Below are 19,632 nucleotides of genomic sequence, written 5' to 3'. Positions count from 1 at the left end.
CCGAGGCGGCCCGTACCGGGGAGTCGGCGGCGGCCCCGGCGCGCCCATCGCGGTGCGCCGGGGCCGCCGCCCTCTCGCCGCGAGAGACATGACGAGGCCGTACGAGCCCGTACGGGCTCACGGGCTGGTACGAGCTCTCACGACGAGCGAGCCGGTTCCCCTGGGCGGCGTGGCGCGTCAGCCACGCCGCCGACGCGGCGGCTCAACTCGCGGGCGGTCCGGGCCACCTCCGCGGCGAACTGCTGCCGGCGCTCCGGATCCACTTCCGCGGCGGGGAAGGTGACCGCCACACCCGCGATCGGGTGGGCGCTGTGATCGAGAACGGGGGCGGCGACGGAGGAGAAGCCGGTCGTGACCTCGCCGTCCTCCGTCGCGTATCCGCGGCGCCGTACTTCCACGAGGAGGTTGCGCAGAGCGGACAGCGAGGTGGGCCCGAGCCCATTGCGCAGGACGAACGCCGAGGCATCGGGAAACAGGGCGCGTACCTGAGCCTGCGCCAGGCGTGCCAGCACGGCCCGGCCACTGGCGGTGAGGTGTGCCGGCAGCCGGACGCCGACCTCGGTGACCCGCGGCGCGCGTCCCGGTGCTCGCTCCTCGATCACGTAGATCACCTCTCGGCCGTGCAGCACGGCCAGGTGCGCGTTGTGCCCGGTACGGTCGACGAGCTGTGCCAGGGGAACCCGCGCCAGGCGCTGGAAGGGTGCCTGGCGGCTGTATCCGGAGCCGAGCTCGAAGGCGCTGACTCCCAGGCCGTAGCGACGCTCTTCGGGCAGGTGCACGACGAAGCCGTCGCGTGCCAGGGTGTCGAGCAGGTGATAGGTCGTCGACCGGGGCAGTCCCACGTCGCGGCTGATGGCCGCGGCCGGCACCGGGCCGGCCTGGGCTGCGAGGTAGCGGAGGACGGCGAGCACCTGTGCTGCGGCAGGGACCGTGGACATATCGCGAGCGTACGTCCGTCCGGAAACCTTGATTCCGCTTCGCCTCGAGGCGTCTGGGATACGAGACGGATTGCGGCCCCCGGGCGTAGTAAGAGCGCCATGACCTGGTGCTTCATGGGACACATGGCACAGACTGCTGGATCGGCCGACGCCCCGTCGGCACCACAACGCGGCGCCCGGTCGGTGGCCGTCGCCGCGGCCCACACCGACGAGGTGACATTCCCAGGCGTGTACAACAGCGTCAGGCAGCTGCGCGCCGACGCTTGGAACTCGCTGGCGGAACTGACACGTCGACTGGGCCTCGGCCCGAGCGCCGGTACTTGCCCGGAGCCGATGACCGAGCAGTTGGAAGAACTGTTCCGGCTGCTGACACCGATCGAGAACTGCTATGCCTTTCCCGGCAAGGCGGGCCTCGGCGAGCTGCGCCGGCTCCACGAGATCGGTGACCGGCGCCGGCTGGCCGAGCGCGCGGACGACCTGAACCTGGCACTGGGCACGGACACCTACCGGCATGCCCCGCCGGCACCGGAACACGCCGAGGAAGCGGCCGCCGAGGAGCCGCCTTCGCCGCACGAGCCCGCGACCAAGCCGTACTTCGAAGTGCTCGTCGTCGGAGATCTCGACGAGAGGGAGGAGCAGGCGCTGCGGGAGGCCCTGCGCCAGCTGCGCCGTGACGAGGACGAATTCGTCTACGACCTCGTCGTGGCCCCCAGTTTCGAGGACGCGGTGATCGCGGCGCTGGTGAACCCCAGTCTGCAGGCCGTCGTCATCCGCCGCCGATTCGCCAACCGTTCCCGGCACGACCTCCAGGTGGTGCGGCGCTTCTTCGAAGGAACCGCTGCCGAGGCCCTTCCGGAGGAGGACCGGTTCGAGCAGCGGGCCCAGGCGCTCGGCGCCCGGTTGCTGGAACTGCGGCCGGAGCTGGACCTCTACCTGATGACGGAAGGGGCGGTGGAGAGGACCGCGGGCACGCTCAGCCGGGGCTTCGCGCGGGTCTTCCACGCACGGGAAGGACTTCTGGAACTTCACCTGTCGATCCTGCACGGCATCGGCGAACGCTACACGGCACCGTTCTTCACCGCCCTTCGAGCGCACAGCCGGCGCCCGACGGGGGTCTTCCACGCTCTTCCCATCTCCCGCGGCACCTCGGTGGTCGGCTCTCGCTGGATCCCGGAGATGGCCCGCTTCTACGGGCTCAACATCTTCCTCGCCGAGACGTCCGCCACCTCCGGCGGCCTGGACTCGCTGCTGGAGCCCACAGGCCCGCTGCGGGAGGCCCAGGACCTCGCTGCCCGGGCGTTCGGTGCCCGGCAGACGTACTTCGTCACCAACGGCACGTCCACCGCCAACAAGATCGTGGTGCAGGCCCTGGTCCGGCCGGGCGACATCGTGCTCGTGGACCGCAACTGTCACAAGTCGCACCACTACGGTCTGATGCTCGCCGGCGCCCACGTGGTCTACCTCGACGCCTATCCGTTGGATCAGTACGGCATGTACGGAGCCGTGCCGGTGGAGGAGATCAAGCGAAAGCTGCTGATGCTGCGGCGGGAAGGCCTGCTGGACCGGGTCAGGCTCCTCCTGCTCACCAACTGCACTTTCGACGGGATCGTCTACAACCCCGCCCGGGTGATGGAGGAGTGCCTGGCGCTCAAGCCGGACCTGGCGTTCCTGTGGGACGAGGCGTGGTTCGCCTTCGCCCGCTTCCATCCGGTCTACCGCCGCCGCACCGCCATGGCCGCGGCACGCGAGCTGACCGAGCGCTACCGCGACGCGGGCTACGCCGAACAGTACGCCGCACACCGCGAGGCCCTAGGGGACGACCAGGACGACGAGACCCTGCTCAGCCACCGTCTGATGCCGGATCCGGACACCGTCCGCATCCGGGTGTACGCCACCCAGTCGACACACAAGACGCTGACGTCACTGCGTCAGGGCTCCATGATCCACGTCTTCGACCAGGACTTCAGACACAAGGCCGCCGAGACGTTCCACGAGGCCTATATGACGCATACGTCGACGTCGCCGAACTACCAGATCCTCGCCTCGCTCGACCTCGGCCGCCGACAGGCCGCACTGGAGGGCTTCGAACTGGTGCAGAAGCAGCTCGAGCAGGCGGGCGTACTGAGGGACGCGATCGACCAGCACCCGGTGCTGAGCCGGTACCTGCACTTCCTCACCACGCCCGAGCTCATACCCGCCCGGTTCCGTTCCTCCGGTGTGGACCAGCCCCTGCGGACGGGACTGGCGAAGATGGCGGCCGCCTGGGAGGACGACGAGTTCGTCCTCGATCCGACCCGGGCGACCCTGCACATCGGCCGCACGGGCATCGACGGGGACACCTTCAAGCACGAACATCTCATGGACCGCTACGGCGTCCAGGTCAACAAGACCACGCGCAACACACTGCTGTTCATGACCACCATCGGAACCACGCGCAGCGCGGTCGCCTACCTCATCGAGGTGCTCGTCAAGATCGTCGAGGAACTGGAGGAGAACATCGAGGAGATGAGCCCCCGCGAACGTGCCCTGCACCGTCGGCGAAGCGCCGCTCTCAGTGACGGGTCCGCCGCCCTGCCGGACTTCAGCGCGTTCCATGCCGCGTTCCGTCCGGGCGCTCACACGCCGGAGGGGGACCTGCGCAAGGCGTTCTTCCTGGCGTACGACGACGACAAGTGCGAGTACGTGATGGCGGAGGACGTCGCCGAGGCCGTGGCGGCCGGGCGGGAGGTCGTCTCGGCCACCTTCGTCACGCCGTACCCTCCGGGCTTCCCCGTGCTCGTGCCGGGCCAGGTGATCAACGAGACGGTGCTGCGCTACATGGGGGCTCTCGACACTCGCGAGATACACGGATACCGGCCCGACACCGGTTACCGGGTCTTCACCGAGTCCGCGTTGAAGGAGATGACGGCATGACGGGCGGCCAGGTGCTGCGGGCGCACGACCGGCCGGTGACGCGCTGGAAGAACGGCGGCGGTCTGACCCGGGAAGTCGCCGCCGACGCCTCCAGCGCGGGTCTGGAGGACTTCGTCTGGCGTGTGAGTCTCGCCGACGTCGCTCGCGGCGGTCCCTTCTCCTCCTTCGCGGGCGTGGACAGGATCATCACCGTCGTGGACGGGGCGGGGATGGAGCTGATCGTCGACGGTGTCTCGCACACCATCGCCGACTCGTACGAGCCCTTTTCCTTTCCGGGCGATGCGGTCACCGACTGCCGGCTGCTCGCCGGCCCCATTGTCGATCTCAACGTGATGACGCGGCGCACCCGCGCCACGGCGCACGTCCGAATGGCGCGTGAGGGGTTCTCCGTCGTCCCGCGGAGCGGGGTCCTGGTCCTCGTGATCGCCTTGACGGGCACGGCGGCCGTCGGGGAGCCCGGCGTCACCCTCGACCGGTTCGACGCGGTCCTGTTCTCGGACCGCGACGCCGGCACCCTTCGTGTCGACGGGGTGGCGGCGGTCGTCACCGTCACCACCACTTCCGGCTCGCCGGGACATGACCGGAGCGGCACACGGGGCTGACCCCGGTTCGGCTTCTCAGTGTCTTCTCAGCGGGCGTCACCGAGGCTGGAGGAGTCCTGGGGACGACCGGGTCCTTTTCGCACGGAGGAAGCGAGTCCTTCTCGCATCGAAGAGGGGGAGCCCATGGTTTCCCACACCACAGCCCCACCCGTCACTCCTCGCCGGGGCCGCACGGCCCCGGGAACCGGGGGCACCGGTGACAGGCTGAACCGTTTCTTTGACGACGCCTGCGACCGCACCCCGTCGGCCCCGGCCCTCGAATGCGGATCGCGGCTTCTGACCTACGCCGATCTCGACGCACTCGCCAATCGAGCAGCCCGGTATCTGCACCGTGTCGGCATCGGTCCGGGCAGTCGCGCGGCCCTGCTGCTGCCCCGGTCCGTGGACATGTACGTGTGTCTGCTGGGCGTGTGCAAGGCGGGCGCGGCGTTCGTGCCGATCGACCCGGCTGCGCCGCCCGACCGGATCGCCTTCATCCTGGACGACGCGGGAGCGGCCGTGGTGCTGACCACGTCGGCGCTCGCGTCCGGTGCCGCCTGGGCGGAGCGGCGCCCGACGTGCCCGGTGATCGAGGTCGACACGTGTGCCGCAGAACTCGCCGCCCTGCCGCCCGAGCGGCCTGCCGTCGTGGCCGAGGGCGCGGACGATCCGCTGGCGTACGTGATGTACACCTCGGGGTCCAGCGGCAGGCCGAAGGGCGTGGAGATCGCGCAGTCGAGCATCTGCAACTTTCTGCGCGTCGTGTCACCCGTCTACGGCATACGGCCGCACGATCGCGTGTACCAGGGCATGACCCTCTCGTTCGACTTCTCCATCGAGGAGATCTGGCCCACCTGGGCGGCCGGCGCCACGCTCGTCGCCGGACCGTGCGGCCCCGGGCAGTTGGGCGACGATCTCGCCGACTTCCTTCAGGAGTACCAGGTCACCGCCCTGTACTGCGTCCCGACGCTGCTGGCGACGATCTCCCGTGACCTCCCGCGGCTCCGCCAGGTCGTCGTCGGCGGCGAGGCGTGCCCCGCCTCGCTCGTCGAGCGGTGGAGCAGGCCAGGACGGCGCATCCTCAACACCTACGGGCCGACCGAGGCAACCGTCACCGCCACCTGGCAGGAACTCCGGCCGGGGCGTCCGGTGACCATCGGCCGCCCGCTGCCGACCTGCTTTGCCGTCCTCCTGGACGAGCGGCTGCGGCCCGTGCCGCTCGGCGCCGTCGGTGAGATCTGCCTGGGCGGTCCAGGCCTCGCACGCGGCTACGCGGGACGGCCCGACCTGACCGCCGAGCGCTTCGTCCAGCACCCCTTGGCGCCCGGCTCGGGCCGCCTGTACCGCACCGGAGACCTCGGCAGGATCACCGGCGACGGGGAGATCGAGTACCTCGGCCGGGCCGACGACGAGGTGAAGATCCGCGGCTACCGGGTGTCCCTGGAGGAGGTCGACAACGTGCTGCTGGAGGACCCCGGTGTGGCCCAGGCGGCCACCACCCCCGTGTCGCCGCGCGAGGGACACGACGACGACCGTGTTCTCGCCGCCTATGTCGTGCCCGCCGGGGACGGCGCGGTCCCCGACGATGATCTCGCCGCCCGGCTGCACCGGCGCCTGCGCCGGTCGCTGCCCGCCTACATGGTGCCCGCGACCCTGGACTTCCTCGATCGGCTGCCCGTCATGCCCAGCGGCAAGACGGACCGCACGAGACTGCCCGCACCCACCGGCCGCCGGCTCGCCGGCACCGGCCAGGTGGCGCCGGTCCGCGACCGACTCGAGGCCAAGGTGCGCGACGCCTGGGCACGGACGCTCGGCATGACCCCCGGCGAACTCTCCGCGGAGGCCGACTTCTTCACCGACCTCGGCGGTCACTCCCTGCTCGCAGCCCGTGCGGTGTCGCTGCTGCGCGACCCGGGCGGTGGGCCCGGTCCCACTCTTCGTGACCTGTACGAGAACCCGACCGTGAGCAGCTTCGCGGCACGGCTGCGCTCCACGGCCGACGCCTCCCGCGCGCCGCGGCAGCCCCGCCCCGCCCCCCTGCGGCACGGCCGCGCCCGTATCGCGCGGGCCGGTCTCGTCCAGGCAACGGCCTTCTACGCACTGCTCTTCCTGCTCACCGGTCCGGTGGCCGCATCCCTCGTGCTGCGCCACGGACAGGTGCTGGGCAGGGGGGCCACAGGGCTGACCCTCTCGGTGCTGGCCGGCTGGTTCGCCGCGCGCTGGCTGGTTCCCGTCCTTCTCGCGCGGCCGCTGGCGGCGGGCATCCGGCCCGGCCGGTACCCCCTCTGGGGGGCGACGTACCTGCGGCTGTGGCTGCTGGACGTGCTGCTGCTGGGGATCAGCCCGCTGCGGATGCTCAGCGGATCCCCACTCATGGGCCCGTACCTGCGGCTCCTCGGCGCCCGCGTCGGTCCCCGCACCACCATCGCCACCGGCCTCGTCGGCCTGCCCACCCTGCTGTACGTCGACCGGGACGCCACGGTCGGCTACGGCGCCACGCTGCGCCCCTGGCAGGTCGCCGACGGATGGGTCACCGTCGCCCCGATCACCGTCGGCGAAAGGGCTTACGTCGGTGCCAACGCGGTCCTCGAACCAGGCGCCTACCTGGGCCCCGGATCCGCGCTCGGCGAGCAGTCCGTGGCGGGCCCGGACAAGGCCGTCCTGGCCGGAGCGCGCCGCGCCGGATCGCCCGCACGCCCGGTCGAGGCACTCGCTCCGCTCGTCGAGACGATGCTGCACGACCGGACCGAGGCGAACCGCTGGCGGCCCCGGCAGTTGGCCGCCGTCGTGCTCGGTCTGGTCCTGCTGGAAACCTTCCTGGTCGCCGCGGTCCTGCCGAGTGCCGCCCTGCTCTGGTGGGCCTGGTCGCGCGGTGGCCCGCCCGCCGGTCTCGCCGCGACCGCGCTGTCCGGCCCGGTCTTCGTGACCACGGTGTGCCTGGGCGTCGCCGCCGGGAAGTGGGCGGTCCTGCCGAGGACACCCCGCGGAATCCATCCGGCGCACTCGGCGCTGGGCGTGCGCAAGTGGATCGCCGACAAGCTGCTGGAGCAGAGCCTCACCCTCACCAACTCGCTCTACGCCACGCTCTACACCGTTCCGCTGCTGCGGCTGCTCGGCGCCCGCGTCGGCCGGCGCGCCGAGATCTCCACCGCGGCGCACATCGATCCCGACCTGCTCACCCTCGGCGACGGCAGCTTCGTCGCCGACATGGCCGGCGTCGGCGTCGCCGCCTTCGCGGCCGGGCGCATGGCCTTCGAGCCCACCGACATCGGCGAACGCGCCTTCGTGGGCAACGCGGCCCTCGTCCCGGCCGGGACGAGGCTCGGCCCGGGCTCGCTCGTCGGCGTGGGCACGGTGCCGCCCCCGGAGCGCGTGCCCGCCGGCAGCACCTGGCTGGGCTCACCGGCCCTGCGGCTGCCGGTACGCCAGGACAGCGGGTCCTATCCGGAGGAGAAGACGTTCCGGCCCACCCGCGGGGCCGTGCTCGGCCGCCTGGCCATCGAGTTCTTCCGCGCCACCCTGCCCATGTCGGTGCTCGCGACCACGGCCTTCCTGTACCTGCTCGCCCTGTCGAGCACCGCCCGCCACACCGGGTCGTGGGTGCCGCTGCTCGTGTCGCCGCTGTTCGCCGCCGGCGCGGTGCTGGCCGTCATCGGGTGCTGCGTGCTGGCCAAGTGGGTCGTCGCCGGACGGTACCGGCCACGTGTGGAGCCCCTGTGGAGCCTGTTCGTGCGCCGCACGGAGTTCGTCACCGGACTCTTCGAGGCGGCGGCGGTACCCGCGGGCGTGGGCGCCCTGGTGGGCACGCCGTTCCTGCCGCCGGTGCTGCGCCGGCTCGGTGCCCGCATCGGACGGCGCACCTGGATCGGCACCACGTACCTCACCGAGTTCGACCTCGTCGAGGTGGGCGACGACGCCTCGATCGGCATGCAAGCCTCCCTGCAGACCCACCTGTTCGAGGACCGCGTGATGAAGATGTCCACGGTGACCGTCGGCCCCGCCGCGAGCGTCGGCGCGCGGACCGTCGTCCTCTACGACACCCAGGTGGGCGCCGGTGTCCGGCTCGGGGCGCTGTCCCTTGTGATGAAGGGCGAGCGTCTGACGCCGGGAACGAGCTGGCACGGGCTCCCCGCCGAAGGAGACGGCGGAGCACCGGCGGCCGACCGAGCCGACGACGCACCCGCGGTGAGGCAGCCATGACACACCCGAGGCATTCCGAGGCCGCCGCCGGACGCCGGCCCCTCGCTCTCGTCTACCGCGGCCCGGCCTCGCTGCCCGGCTGCCCCGAGGCGGTCGCCGGACTGCTCTCCTCCGGGCCGTGGAACCTGGACGTCCGCTTCACCGGCCCGGACGAGGCGCTTCCGCTGTCGGCCGAGTCTCTTTCCCGGGCTCTGCTGTACGCCCAGCCCGGTGGCGGCACGCTCGCCTCCGCCTACCGGAGACTGCGGCGGCGGCGCCGGGAGATCCGCGACTTCGTCCGCGACGGCGGGCGCTACCTCGGGTTCTGCCTCGGCGGCTACCTCGCCGGGGCCACACCGGGCTTCGGCCTGCTCCCCGGTGACACCGACCAGTACATCTGCTCCCCGGGGGCCACCGTCCACGATGAGAGCGACACACTGATCACGGTGACCTGGAGAGACCGGCCCCGCACCGTGTACTTCCAGGACGGCCCGCTCTTCGTCCTCGACGAGCACGCCGACGCCTCGGTCCTCGCCACCTACGACAACGGCACCCCCGCCGCCCTCGTTACCCGCTTCGGCCGCGGGCGGGTGGCGGTCACCGGTCCCCACCCGGAGGCCACGACCGACTGGTACACCGATCACGGACTGCCTGTGCACCACACCTTGGACCTGGCCATGGACCTGGTGGAATCGGTGCTGGAGAGATGACCCCACCGCCCGTTCTGCGGCTCGTGGTCGCGGATCCGCAGGCCGATCCGGCGTCTCTGGACGCCCGGGAACGGCGGCGGGCCCTCGCCTTCGCCCGGGCGGCGGACCGCGACCGGTACGTGACCGCGCACCCGGAACCGCGCCGCATCCCCGCCGCCCGGCTCGGCATCGCACCCCGGCAGGTGACGCTCACCCGGGAACCGTGCCCGGTGTGCGGCGCACCCCACGGCCGGCCGGCAGTGGCGGCCGGCACACCCCACTTCTCCCTCGCCCACAGCGGCGACCTCTGCCTGATAGCGCTCGCCGCCACGCCCGTCGGCGTCGACATGGAGCGAGTCCCGCCACGCGATGTCGCGACCGGACTCGCCTCCTGCTTCCACCCTCGGGAGCGGGCCGAACTCACGGCGCTGCCCGAGGACGGACAGCCCCTGGCCGTCACCCGGACGTGGGTGCGCAAGGAGGCGTACCTCAAGGGCCTCGGCACCGGCCTGGCCCGGGAACTGTCCACCGACCACCTCGGCACGGGCGTCACGCCGGCCGAGGGTCCGCCCGGCTGGACGATCGCGGACATCGCCATGGACAGCAGCCGCGGTGCGGCGATCGCGTTCCGCCAAAGGAGCGCCGGGAAACAGCCGCTCGGGTGCGGAGCTATGGTTGTATTTAAGGGGCTGCCATGCGGACGCTGATCATCGAGGACGAGCACGCACTCGCCGAGGCGATCGCCGACGGACTTGCCGCCGAGGGCTTCGTCTCGGATCTGGCACACGACGGCCCGGACGGACTGTGGCGGGCCCTCCACGAACCGTACGACGTCATCGTGCTCGACATCATGCTGCCCGGCCTGTCCGGGTACGAGGTCCTCAAACGCCTGCGGGCGGCCCGAGCCTGGACACCGGTGCTGATAGTCAGCGCGAAGGCCGGGGAGTACGACGAGGCCGACGCCCTCGACCTCGGCGCCGACGACTACCTCAGCAAACCCTTCTCCTACGTCGTGCTCGTCGCCCACCTCAGAGCCCTTCTGCGGCGAGGGGCACCCGCCCGCCCCGCCGTCCTCACCGCCGGAGACCTCACTCTCGACCCCGCGCGCCGCCGCTGCCGCCGGGGGCACCGCGAGATCGACCTGACCACAAGGGAGTTCGCCCTCCTCGAATACCTGCTCAGGCACCCCGACGAGGTGATCAGCAAGACGGACATCCTCACCCACGTGTGGGATGAGTACTTCGACGGCGACACCAACATCGTCGAGGTCTACGTCGGCTACCTCCGCCGCAAGATCGACGCCCCCTTCGGTCGCCGGACCATCGAGACCGTCCGCGGTGCCGGCTACCGGCTGCGCGGCGGTGCGGGGTGACCGATGGCCGCGGGCATCCGGTACTGGTGGGCCCGTCGGTCACTGCGCCTGCGCCTGACCGCGGCCGCGGCCGCGGTCATCGCCGCCGGTCTGGCCGGAGCCGCCGTGCTGCTCGTCGTCTGGCTGCACGCCAGCCTGATCGGCGGACTCGACCAGACCGCTCTGCAACGAGCCCAGGTCGTGGCGGCGGAGGAGGAAAGCGACCAGACCACGGCAGAAGTGCCCACCGCCGGCCACGGGGGAGTCGCCGTACAGGTGATCGCGGGGAAGGGGAAAGTGCTGGCCAGCTCCGCCAACCTGCGTGGCCGGCCGCGCGCTTTCACCTTCCCGGCGAGCCGGGCCGACACCCCGCACGCCCACACCGTCGACGACATTCCCGTAGGGACGGGCGGGACATGGCGCGCTGTCGGCATCCCCGCAGGCACCGCCCGTGACCCGGTGACCGTCTACGTGGCCGTACCCACCGAGAGCGTCGAGCACGGTCTGGCCCAGCTCACCGTCGGCCTGGCCGCCGGAGTTCCGGCGGTCGTCGCCGCCCTCACCGGAGTCGTGTGGCTGTTCACCGGGCGCGCGCTGCGCCCCGTGGACGGCATGCGCGCCCAGACCGCCGAGATCACCGCGTCCGACCTGAGCCGCCGCCTCGACGTACCGCCCGCCGACGACGCGCTCGGCCGGCTGGCCACGACCCTCAACGACCTGCTGGCGCGTCTGGACACATCGACCCGGCGGCAGCGGCGGTTCGTCGCGGACGCGGCCCACGAACTGCGCAACCCCCTGAGCACCCTGCACACGCGCCTGTCCGTCGCAGCCCAGCACCTCGGCCCGGCCGACGGGCAGTCCCTCGCCACCGGACTCCTTCCGCAGACCGAACGGCTCACCCGGCTCGTCGACGACCTGCTCCAGCTCGCGCGGCTCGACGCCCGGCCGCGGCTGCGGGCCTGCCCCGTCGACCTGGATGAGATCGTCTTCACCGAGGTGCGCGAAGCCCGTCGGCGTACGCGGCTCGTCATCGACCAGCATGCCGTCGGCGCGGCACGTGTGGCGGGCGACGAGGACGCCCTCGCCCGTGTCGTACGCAACCTGCTGGACAACGCGCTGCGCCATGCCGACACCCGGATCGACGTCAGTCTCCAGACGCTCGGCGACACCGCGGAACTGATCGTCGCCGACGACGGGCCCGGCATCCCCGAGGCCGATCGTGAGCGCGTCTTCGGGCGCTTCACCCGGCTCGACGACGCCCGTGCCCGGGACACCGGCGGCAGCGGTCTCGGCCTCGCCATCGTCCGCGACACCGTCACGGCTCACCACGGCAGCACCCGCATCGAGGACAACCGGCCCGGCGCCCGGCTGATCGTCCTACTGCCGGCGACGGGACAGGGTCTGTGAAGAAAGAAGAAAGTCCACGGCCGGCCCGCCAGGATCTGCCCCTACCGCGGACTGCCCCACGACCGGGCCGGACAACCGCCTGCCGACTCGTCGTCGGCGGGCGGGCTCTGCTCGCCGCAGCGCGCACCACGAGTGTGCGACGGGCCCGTCAGTGGCGGACGAACGGGTGGTTCAGGTGGGCGGTGGCCAGGAGGTGGCCGCGGTCGCGGGCGTTCCTGCTCACCCTGCCGACATCATCCGGTCCATCTCGACCTTCAGCACTCCGATGGACGTGACAGTCGCCGAGTCGGCCATCGAGACGTTTCTCCCGGCTCACTCGGCGACAGTCGAGCATCTGCAGTCCCTCAGGCCGTACTGGCACGCAGCGAGAGGAACTGGAGCACACCGAAACCGGCGACGGTCACGGCCTGCATGGGGATCCAGACGGCACCCGCGGTCGTCGGCGAGAACCAGGCGAGCATCGCGACGATGCTGAGCACGGCCCACAGCGCATTGGCGTCGATGACCGCCTTCACGGCGAGGGCCGACGGCTGCCTCCGGGTGGCGAGGTAGCCGACCCCCGCGGCGTACAGCACCAGGAAGATGCCAAGTTCGAACAGCAGACCGGATCTGATGCCGAGCAGGTTGCCGACCGGCTTCGAGTCAATCATGTAGACCAGTCCGTTGACGCCGGTGACGATGGCGTCGAGGGCGAGGAAGCGGCGCAACATGGTCTGCGGGTGGTCGGTGCGGGAGAGGGCGCCGAGCAGGGTGGTGGCGGACATGCCGATCAGCCTCCGTCGAGGTCGAAAACGCGGGTCACGGGGGCCGGGGCGCCTGCGCAGTGGGCCGCCGGGCCCCGGTGACTCCAACCTTGGCCGGTTCCGCACGGAAGATCGATTACCGCTGAGGTAATGAGGCAGGTCAGCAGGTCAGGACATGGATGCGGCGGACACCACGCGCATGCCCAGCCCGCGGACTCGGTAGATGCACGTGTCGTCGCCCCACAGCGACGCGTCCGCCGTCACGTAGGGCCCCAGCGCGTCCGTGCCGCTCTCCACGATGTCCATGTCCACCCGGATCAGCCGGTTGGCCGGGGTGATCTGGCCGCGGTACGTCCAGGTTGTCTCGCGGCCGGGCAGCACCGGCTCGAACCGGGGGTGTGGGATGCCGTCCGCCGCGCCGCGTTCGAGCAGGTGGTACTGGAGCAGCTGGCACATGGCCTCGACGCCCAACGACCCCGGTTGCACCGGGTCCTGGAAGAAGTGCGCCCGGAAGAACCACTCGTCCGGGACCACGTCCTTCTCCGACCGCAGCCGCCCGAGCCCCCTGCTGCCCCCGTCCGGCCAGGAGCCGGTGATCCGGTCGAGCATCAGCAGCATCGGGCCCGGCAGCCGCGGTTCCCCGGCGCAGTAACGGGCGGGCCGGGAGGTCAGATCGACGATGCGGTCGCAGGGCTCGTCGAGACGGGCCCGGTCCTCGGCCGACACCGTGAGACCCTGCTGGTGGTCGAAGGCCGACTGCGGGAAGTAGCCGAAGGCCGTGGACAGTTCGAACAGCGGTACGCCGTCGGCCGTGCATCTCACCCGGAACGACTCGATGATCATGTCCCCGCTGTGGGAGACACGGGTCAGTTCGGCATGGGTGCGGACCGTATCCGTCGCCGGAGTGACCTCACCGGTGACCGTCCCCGACCCGTCGAGGTTGCGGAACAGCAGATCCGTGTCGGTGGTCAACGCGCTGCCCACGTACGAGGCCAGCCACCCGCAGGGTTGCAGCGCGATCTCCATCAGGACGGCGAACGGCATCGTGCGGCCGCCGCTCTGCTCGAAGTACCAGGCCCGCGCGGGCACGTCGTACTCCGCGACGACACCGCTGCCTTCCCTCATACCGCCCTGCGGACCGTCCACCGAGACGATCCGGCTCATGAAGTGGTACGGGGGACCGGGCAGCCGCGCGACCTTACGGGTGCCGTCGAAGGGCTCGTACGCGATGCCGAACGCCTCACTCGGTCTGCCCCAGGCGCACGCCAGCAACGAGGCGTAGCCGAAGGGGAGTCCATCGGCCGCCGTCGCCACCGGCTTCTCCTCCCGGTGCCCGGCCAGCCCGCCGAGCAGGGGCAGGGGCACCGGTGTACCGCTGCCCTGCACGGCGGGCGGGCCCGAGCTTCGCCAGTGCGACAGCGGCCAGTCGGGCACCAGCCGCAGCGCCACGTCCTGGCCCAGGAACGCCTTCGTCCCGTCCACCCAGCCCACCACATCGGCGTACAGCGTCGGCACCGGCCCGGCCGAGACACCGCGCACGAACACCTCGTAGACGACCCGCCGGCCGGCCGGAGTCGCCTGCCCTCGGCACATCGCCCTGAAGGGCTGACCGTCGACGGGCTCGAAACGCCAGCCGTCCCGGTCCACGGTGAAACCCATGGCCGTGAGGTAGAACGCCATCGCCTGGAGACCGCCCTGGAGCATCAGGGTGCCCGGCATGCAGGGGTCGTTCTTGAAGTGCCCCGCGAAGAACCAGTCGTCCGGCGACAGAGGGGTCTCGGCCCGCAGGTACCCACGGCCCCACGGCCCTCCGGCCGGGTCGAACGCGGTCACCTCGTGCAGCAGCCGCAGCCTGCCGTCGTCGAGCCCCGGTGAGCGGACGTGGGCCGCCGTCGCCTCCCAGCCGGAGCCGAAGCAGTCCGCCGGCCGTCCCTGCGTCAGGGCCCGCACCCGGTCCGCGTCGAAGCGGGACCGCCCGCAGCGCACGGCGGGCGGGTCGAGCGGCAGGTCGTCGCCGGGCGGCCGCTCGGCGGGATCCCACCGCACACCTCCGCTCCCCGCGAGCTCCTCGGGGGTGAAGAACCCGGCCTGGCCCTCGCGTACGGTGAGCCGGAGTTCGCCGTCCACGTAGCAGTCGTAGTGGAAGAAGGACAGCCGGACGCCGTCGTGCTCCGCGTGGCCGGCGACGTGGATCTCGTAGCGCACGGTGTCGCCCGCTTCCGGCGGGCTGCCGTGGTACGTCACTTCGCAGCCGAGCAGCCGGTAGGCGCGCTCACCCCGGTTGAGGAGGTCGACGCCCAGCCAGCTGAGCAGGAGCAGATCCGCCTGGCCCGCCTCGATCATCAGCCCGGCGGGCATACGTCCGGTGGAGTCCAGGTACCAGCTGTCGGGCAGGACGTCGGTCTCCGTCCAGATCGTCCCGTCGGTGCGCACCGGGCCGGGCGCGGCGAGCGCCGCCGGCACCGCGTCGATGCCGGTGACCCGGTCCGCGAGCAGCATGGGCGGCTCGGGCATCCGGGTCTGCACCGTGTACCCGTCCTGCTCGGCGAACCGGGGGCCGAACAGGGTGGAGATCTCCCGGGAGGCGAGGTGCTCCAGCTGAGCGCGGTCGAACCTCGGCCCCGGCCTCAGGGGTTGTGCGGATGCCGCTCCCGGCGGGGGAGCAGGCAGGGACGCCGGGCGGGCCGCGGGCCGTACGGGGGCCGGCGGCGGCCCGGCCGGCGGACGCGGTGCCGGGGGGACCGGTGGGCCCGGTGGCCCTACGGGTACGGGCACGCCGCTCTTCAGCGCGGTGACGGCGAGTGCGGACATCCGCAGGAACCGCTGATGGGCCTCGGTGTGCCCGGCGAGGATCTCCTGGTGCAGCGCGGCGACCCGCAGGCTCTGCCGGAGGACCGCGGCACGGGCGCCCGCGCCCGCCACGCGCGGCTCGCGTCCGTCCGAGTCCGTCGGCGGGACGTCCGGCAGGTGGCGCCGCGGGTCGGCACCGGGGCGGGTCACGGCGACGCCGGCCGGTGCCTCGGACCGGCCGGCCTCCCGGTCCGGCACCGGCGCCAGCTCGGGGGCCCGGGGCAGGGTCACCAGGGTAGGCTCCAGCGGCGGCAGACACGGCGACGCGGGTACGGGCACGGTGACGGTGGGACCCGGACGCGGGACCTCGGTGGCGGCTTCCGCGAGCTGGGCGAACAGCTCGTCGGCGCGAACCGGCACCCCCGCGACGACGAGTTCGGCCACCGCCAGGCAGGGCTGCCGCAGCCCGGTGTCGCCCGGGGCGTCCAGGGCGACGGCCACATGGTCCCGGTCGCCGAGTACCCGCTTGATCCAGCCGGTGCACAGCCTGCGCGGCCCGTGCTCCACGAAGACCCGCACACCGTCGGCCCACGCCTGCTCGACCGTGGCCGCGAAGTCGATCGTGTTCATCCCCTGCGCGGTGAGCGCCTCGGCGGCCCGCTCGGCCGTCGGCCGGTACGACTGCCCGGTGGCTCCGCTGTAGAACCGCACACCGGGCACGTCGACGGTGGGTTGGTGGTGGGCCTGACGCCATACCTCTCGGATCTCCGCCAACTCCGGTGCGTGGGCGGCCATGTCGTAGTCGAGCTCGATCGCGCGGTCGGCGCCGATCCTGGCCACGACGGCCGCGCACGCGCGGGACTCGCCGCCGATGACGCAGACTCCGGGCGCGTTCACCGCCATCAGATGGACCGCGACCTCGGCGGCGAGCTCGGTACGGACCGTCTCGAGGGGCGCACTGACCAGATAGCTCGACCAGCGGCGGCCCTGGACGCCCAGACGCTCCCAGTGCCGCCGGACAGCCCGGAGTTCACCGGTGAGTTCGGTCGTGAACAGACCGCTGTCCCGGGTGGCGTCGTACAGCCTCGCGGCGTCCGGCCAGGCACCCAGCGCCACCAGGGCGGCCGACTCGCCCGAGGAGTACCCGAGAGCGGCGTCCGGCCGCAGCCCGAGCACCTCCCGGGTGAACACGGTGTGGAATACGGCGAGTTCGGCGGCGGCCCAGATCTGGTCGAGCACTCCGCGCTCCACCCGGGACCGCAGCCGTGCACCGATCGCCCCGTGCCGGGCACGGACGGCCTCCCCGAGCGACGGCAGCGCGAGCATCAACTCGTGGCCCATACCCGGGTACGTGGCCGAGCCGTTGGTGTACACGAACGCGGTCTGCCCCGTGACCGGCCTGTCCCGGTACAGCACATCGGCCGGACGGGTCCCGCCCCCGGCCAGCCAGCGGCGGGCGGCCTCCATACGGGCCGACAGCGCGTCGTCGTCGGCCACGAGTGCCAGCCGGGCCGGTCCGGCGTCGGACTCCGCACCGGCGTCCAGCGCGGCCAGCACCTCCCGGCGGTCGGCCCCGGAAAAGACGTGCAGGCGCGGGGCCGGGCCGCGCAGCCACGGCCGGGTGTCTCCCGCGCGCAGCCGGACACTCGCGGTGGGCCCTTCCATCGGTGTCACCACGGCCTTCGCGGTGTGCGCGACGGTCGCGGTGTCCGCGGAACCGCCCGGGCGCGGCACCGCGCGGTGCTGGAGCGAGAGCGCCGCGACCGCGACGCAGACCAGCCCGTACGCGGCGTGAGCGCGCCCGAAGGCCGAAGCCGGGTCGAACACCGCGTCGGGGCCGTCCCCGATGACCATGTCGGGTGCGCCGGCGCCGCCCTCGTCGAGCAGGGTCTCGTCGAGCAGGGCGACGACGGTGTCGCCGTCCCTGCGCGCGGTGTCCAGGGACTTGAGGACCAGAACGACGGCGGCGTCCCCCGGTTCGTCCTCGCGTCCGAGCTCCCGCAGTGCGGCCCGATGCACCGCCTCGCAGGACAGGTCGGTGGCACCCACGAGCGCGGCGTCGACCTCGCCCGACCGGACGGCCCGGGCCGCGAGTTCCAGCGCCACCAGCCCGGACGCCTCCTCCGCCGAGACCGCGAACCCCGGGCCCGCCAGGTCGAGTTGCGTACTGATGCGGTTCGCCACGAGGTTCGGCATGCTGCCCACCACCCCCTCCGCGGTCATGGGCGGCACGAACGAGTCCCGGGCGAGGCCCGCCGACGCCGCCGTGGTGGGAAGCCCGGCCTGCTCCAGCCAGTGGCGAACCCGCCAGCGGGCGCCCGCCCGGGCCACCTCGGGGTCCACCCCCATGCCCACGACCACCATGGTCCGCTCCCGGGGCAGGGACACCGACCGTACGGCCTCCCGGGCGGCCTCCAGCACCAGAAGTTGATGCCGCACCGTTCGCTGAAGGGTCAGGGGCGGAAAGCACAGATCCCTCAGTTCCACAGCGACCTCTGTGGCGGGGCCACGCCGCTCACCGCCCAGCACCGCCCGCCGGAAGTCCTCGCTAGAGGTCCCGTCGCCGACTCGGGCGCCGAGGGCCACGATCGCCACCGGCGTACGGCCGCCCGGCGATTCCCGCACCCGGGCCGGGGCGGGCACGGCGGCGGCCTGCGGGCGGATCGGCCGCGGTACGGCCGGCACCGGGTCGCCGTCCGGAAGGTCCACCACCAGATGGGCGTTGGTCCCGCCGAACCCGAACGCGCTCACCGCCGCCCGGCGCGGCCCCGACCACGGTTCCGGCGCGGTCAGCACCCGCAACGGCGTGCCCGCCAGCGCCTCCAGCGGCTGTTCCGCGCAGAGCGTCGCCGGACGGATCCCCGCACGCAGCGCGCCGAGCACCTTCAGCAGCCCGGCCACGCCCGCCGAGGCCAGCAGATGCCCGACGTTCGACTTCACCGAACCGATGGGCACGTCGTCACCGGCGCCGAAGACCCGGGCCATGCCGCGCGCCTCCACGGTGTCCCCGACCGGCGTCCCCGTCGCATGGCACTCGACGAGCGACACGGTCTCGGGCGCGACGCCCGCCACCTCGTACGCCAGGCGCATGGCCCGAACCTGGCCTTCCTCCGACGGACTGATCAGTCCGGCGCCTCGCCCGTCGTTGGACAACCCGACACCTCGGATCACGCCGAGCACGGGCAGTCGGGCGGCGCGGGCCTCGGACAGCCGCATCAGGGCGACGAACCCGGCGCCCTCGCCGTGCACCAGCCCGTCCGCGTCCCGGTGGAGGGGCCGGCTGCGTCCCGTGCGGCTCGTCGCGGACAGCCCGCAGAACCCCACGTGCAGATAAAGGGGGTCCGCCCGGCTGACCGCGCCGGCCACCATCAGGTCCGCCGTGCCGTCGTGCAGCCGGTCGCACGCCAGCTTGACCGCATACAGCGACGACGCGCAGGCGGCGTCGAGGGACCACGCGCCCGCGCCCAGCCCGAGGGCCCGGGCCGCGAGTTGGGCGGGCAGCCCGGACGAGTAGCGGTTCCGGGCGTCGGGCCGCTCCCGGCGCTCTCCCGTCAGCAGGGCGTCACGGAGTGGGGGCCGCTGGCCTGACAGCCAGACGTGCTCGGCGAAAGCCGCCCCTGTGGGCGTGGGATAGGAAAGGTTTCCCAGCACCAGCCCCGCGCGCGGCAGAGGGCCGTCGCGACCCGCCTCCGTGAGCGCCTGCCGGACGCCGTACATGACCCAGTGGAAGAGCGGGTCCAGCGACAGGATCCGCTCCGGGGCGATCCGGAAGCCGTCCGGGTCGAAGACGGACTCGAACCCCCGTACGTACCCGCCGACATCGGTCCAGGTGCGGTCGAGGTGGTCGTCCACCGAGCCCATGGCCCAGTGGCGCGGCAGCCGCCACCTGCCCTCCGGGATGGCCGACAGGCTGGTGCGGCCGGAGGCGACGTTGTCCCAGAACGTGTCCGGATCGAGCGCGTCGGGCAGCACACAGCCCCGGCCGACGACGGCGATCGGTTCGAATGGCATGCAGGTCTCACTTCACGGCAGGGCGGGGCT

At 72.5% G+C, this 19,632-nt stretch carries 10 protein-coding genes and 1 pseudogene; 8 read left to right on the top strand and 3 right to left on the bottom strand.

The window, feature by feature from the left end; all coding sequences use genetic code 11:
• Positions 1–137: 137 nt before the first annotated feature.
• Positions 138–938, bottom strand: a complete 801-nt coding sequence (locus ACFY4A_RS35770; RefSeq protein ID WP_390833480.1) for an IclR family transcriptional regulator — start codon at positions 936–938, stop codon at positions 138–140.
• Positions 939–1,061: 123 nt separating this feature from the next.
• Between ACFY4A_RS35770 and ACFY4A_RS35765 the strand changes: the two genes are divergently transcribed.
• From ACFY4A_RS35765 to ACFY4A_RS35730, 8 genes and pseudogenes are all read left to right on the top strand, one after another.
• Complete coding sequence (locus tag ACFY4A_RS35765) at positions 1,062–3,851, top strand: aminotransferase class I/II-fold pyridoxal phosphate-dependent enzyme (RefSeq protein ID WP_390833479.1); 2,790 nt, start codon at positions 1,062–1,064, stop codon at positions 3,849–3,851.
• Positions 3,848–4,453 carry a HutD family protein gene (locus ACFY4A_RS35760; protein ID WP_390833478.1) on the top strand — a complete coding sequence of 202 codons (606 nt, stop codon included), beginning with the start codon at positions 3,848–3,850 and terminating at the stop codon, positions 4,451–4,453. Before ACFY4A_RS35765 ends, ACFY4A_RS35760 begins: the two co-directional genes overlap by 4 nt.
• Before the next feature lie 123 nt (positions 4,454–4,576).
• Positions 4,577–8,632, top strand: a complete 4,056-nt coding sequence (locus tag ACFY4A_RS35755) for a Pls/PosA family non-ribosomal peptide synthetase (RefSeq protein WP_390833477.1) — start codon at positions 4,577–4,579, stop codon at positions 8,630–8,632.
• Complete coding sequence (locus ACFY4A_RS35750; RefSeq protein ID WP_390833476.1) at positions 8,629–9,321, top strand: BPL-N domain-containing protein; 693 nt, start codon at positions 8,629–8,631, stop codon at positions 9,319–9,321. The genes ACFY4A_RS35755 and ACFY4A_RS35750 overlap by 4 nt, the downstream gene beginning before the upstream one ends.
• On the top strand, positions 9,318–10,007 hold the full coding sequence (locus tag ACFY4A_RS35745) for a 4'-phosphopantetheinyl transferase family protein (RefSeq protein WP_390833475.1): 690 nt from the start codon (positions 9,318–9,320) through the stop codon (positions 10,005–10,007). Before ACFY4A_RS35750 ends, ACFY4A_RS35745 begins: the two co-directional genes overlap by 4 nt.
• On the top strand, positions 9,995–10,672 hold the full coding sequence (locus ACFY4A_RS35740) for a response regulator transcription factor (protein ID WP_390833474.1): 678 nt from the start codon (positions 9,995–9,997) through the stop codon (positions 10,670–10,672). The genes ACFY4A_RS35745 and ACFY4A_RS35740 overlap by 13 nt, the downstream gene beginning before the upstream one ends.
• 3 nt (positions 10,673–10,675) lie before the next feature.
• Complete coding sequence (locus tag ACFY4A_RS35735; protein WP_390833473.1) at positions 10,676–12,058, top strand: sensor histidine kinase; 1,383 nt, start codon at positions 10,676–10,678, stop codon at positions 12,056–12,058.
• A gap of 235 nt (positions 12,059–12,293) precedes the next feature.
• Positions 12,294–12,410: pseudogene (locus ACFY4A_RS35730) on the top strand (transcriptional regulator); the annotation flags it as partial.
• Here ACFY4A_RS35730 and ACFY4A_RS35725 read toward each other — a convergent pair.
• Positions 12,403–12,822 (bottom strand): hypothetical protein, encoded by a 420-nt coding sequence (locus tag ACFY4A_RS35725; protein ID WP_390833472.1) that lies wholly within the window; start codon positions 12,820–12,822, stop codon positions 12,403–12,405. The pseudogene ACFY4A_RS35730 and the gene ACFY4A_RS35725 sit on opposite strands and share 8 nt — an antisense overlap.
• 147 nt (positions 12,823–12,969) lie before the next feature.
• Positions 12,970–19,602 carry a beta-ketoacyl synthase N-terminal-like domain-containing protein gene (locus ACFY4A_RS35720; RefSeq protein ID WP_390833471.1) on the bottom strand — a complete coding sequence of 2,211 codons (6,633 nt, stop codon included), beginning with the start codon at positions 19,600–19,602 and terminating at the stop codon, positions 12,970–12,972.
• Between the last annotated feature and the right edge of the window lie 30 nt (positions 19,603–19,632).

Origin of the sequence: Streptomyces sp. NPDC001292 (genome assembly GCF_042896465.1) — a bacterium.
Classification (GTDB): domain Bacteria; phylum Actinomycetota; class Actinomycetes; order Streptomycetales; family Streptomycetaceae; genus Streptomyces.
Note: the sequence above shows the minus strand (reverse complement) of the source record. Positions and strands in the feature narration are given on the sequence as shown.

What these genes read in the sequence shown, in the direction of transcription:
- ACFY4A_RS35770 (WP_390833480.1), bottom strand. Translation starts at nt 938, where the DNA reads ATGTCCACGGTCCCTGCCGCAGCACAGGTGCTCGCCGTCCTCCGCTAC.
- ACFY4A_RS35765 (WP_390833479.1), top strand. Translation starts at nt 1,062, where the DNA reads ATGGCACAGACTGCTGGATCGGCCGACGCCCCGTCGGCACCACAACGC.
- ACFY4A_RS35760 (WP_390833478.1), top strand. Translation starts at nt 3,848, where the DNA reads ATGACGGGCGGCCAGGTGCTGCGGGCGCACGACCGGCCGGTGACGCGC.
- ACFY4A_RS35755 (WP_390833477.1), top strand. Translation starts at nt 4,577, where the DNA reads ATGGTTTCCCACACCACAGCCCCACCCGTCACTCCTCGCCGGGGCCGC.
- ACFY4A_RS35750 (WP_390833476.1), top strand. Translation starts at nt 8,629, where the DNA reads ATGACACACCCGAGGCATTCCGAGGCCGCCGCCGGACGCCGGCCCCTC.
- ACFY4A_RS35745 (WP_390833475.1), top strand. Translation starts at nt 9,318, where the DNA reads ATGACCCCACCGCCCGTTCTGCGGCTCGTGGTCGCGGATCCGCAGGCC.
- ACFY4A_RS35740 (WP_390833474.1), top strand. Translation starts at nt 9,995, where the DNA reads ATGCGGACGCTGATCATCGAGGACGAGCACGCACTCGCCGAGGCGATC.
- ACFY4A_RS35735 (WP_390833473.1), top strand. Translation starts at nt 10,676, where the DNA reads ATGGCCGCGGGCATCCGGTACTGGTGGGCCCGTCGGTCACTGCGCCTG.
- ACFY4A_RS35725 (WP_390833472.1), bottom strand. Translation starts at nt 12,822, where the DNA reads ATGTCCGCCACCACCCTGCTCGGCGCCCTCTCCCGCACCGACCACCCG.
- ACFY4A_RS35720 (WP_390833471.1), bottom strand. Translation starts at nt 19,602, where the DNA reads ATGCCATTCGAACCGATCGCCGTCGTCGGCCGGGGCTGTGTGCTGCCC.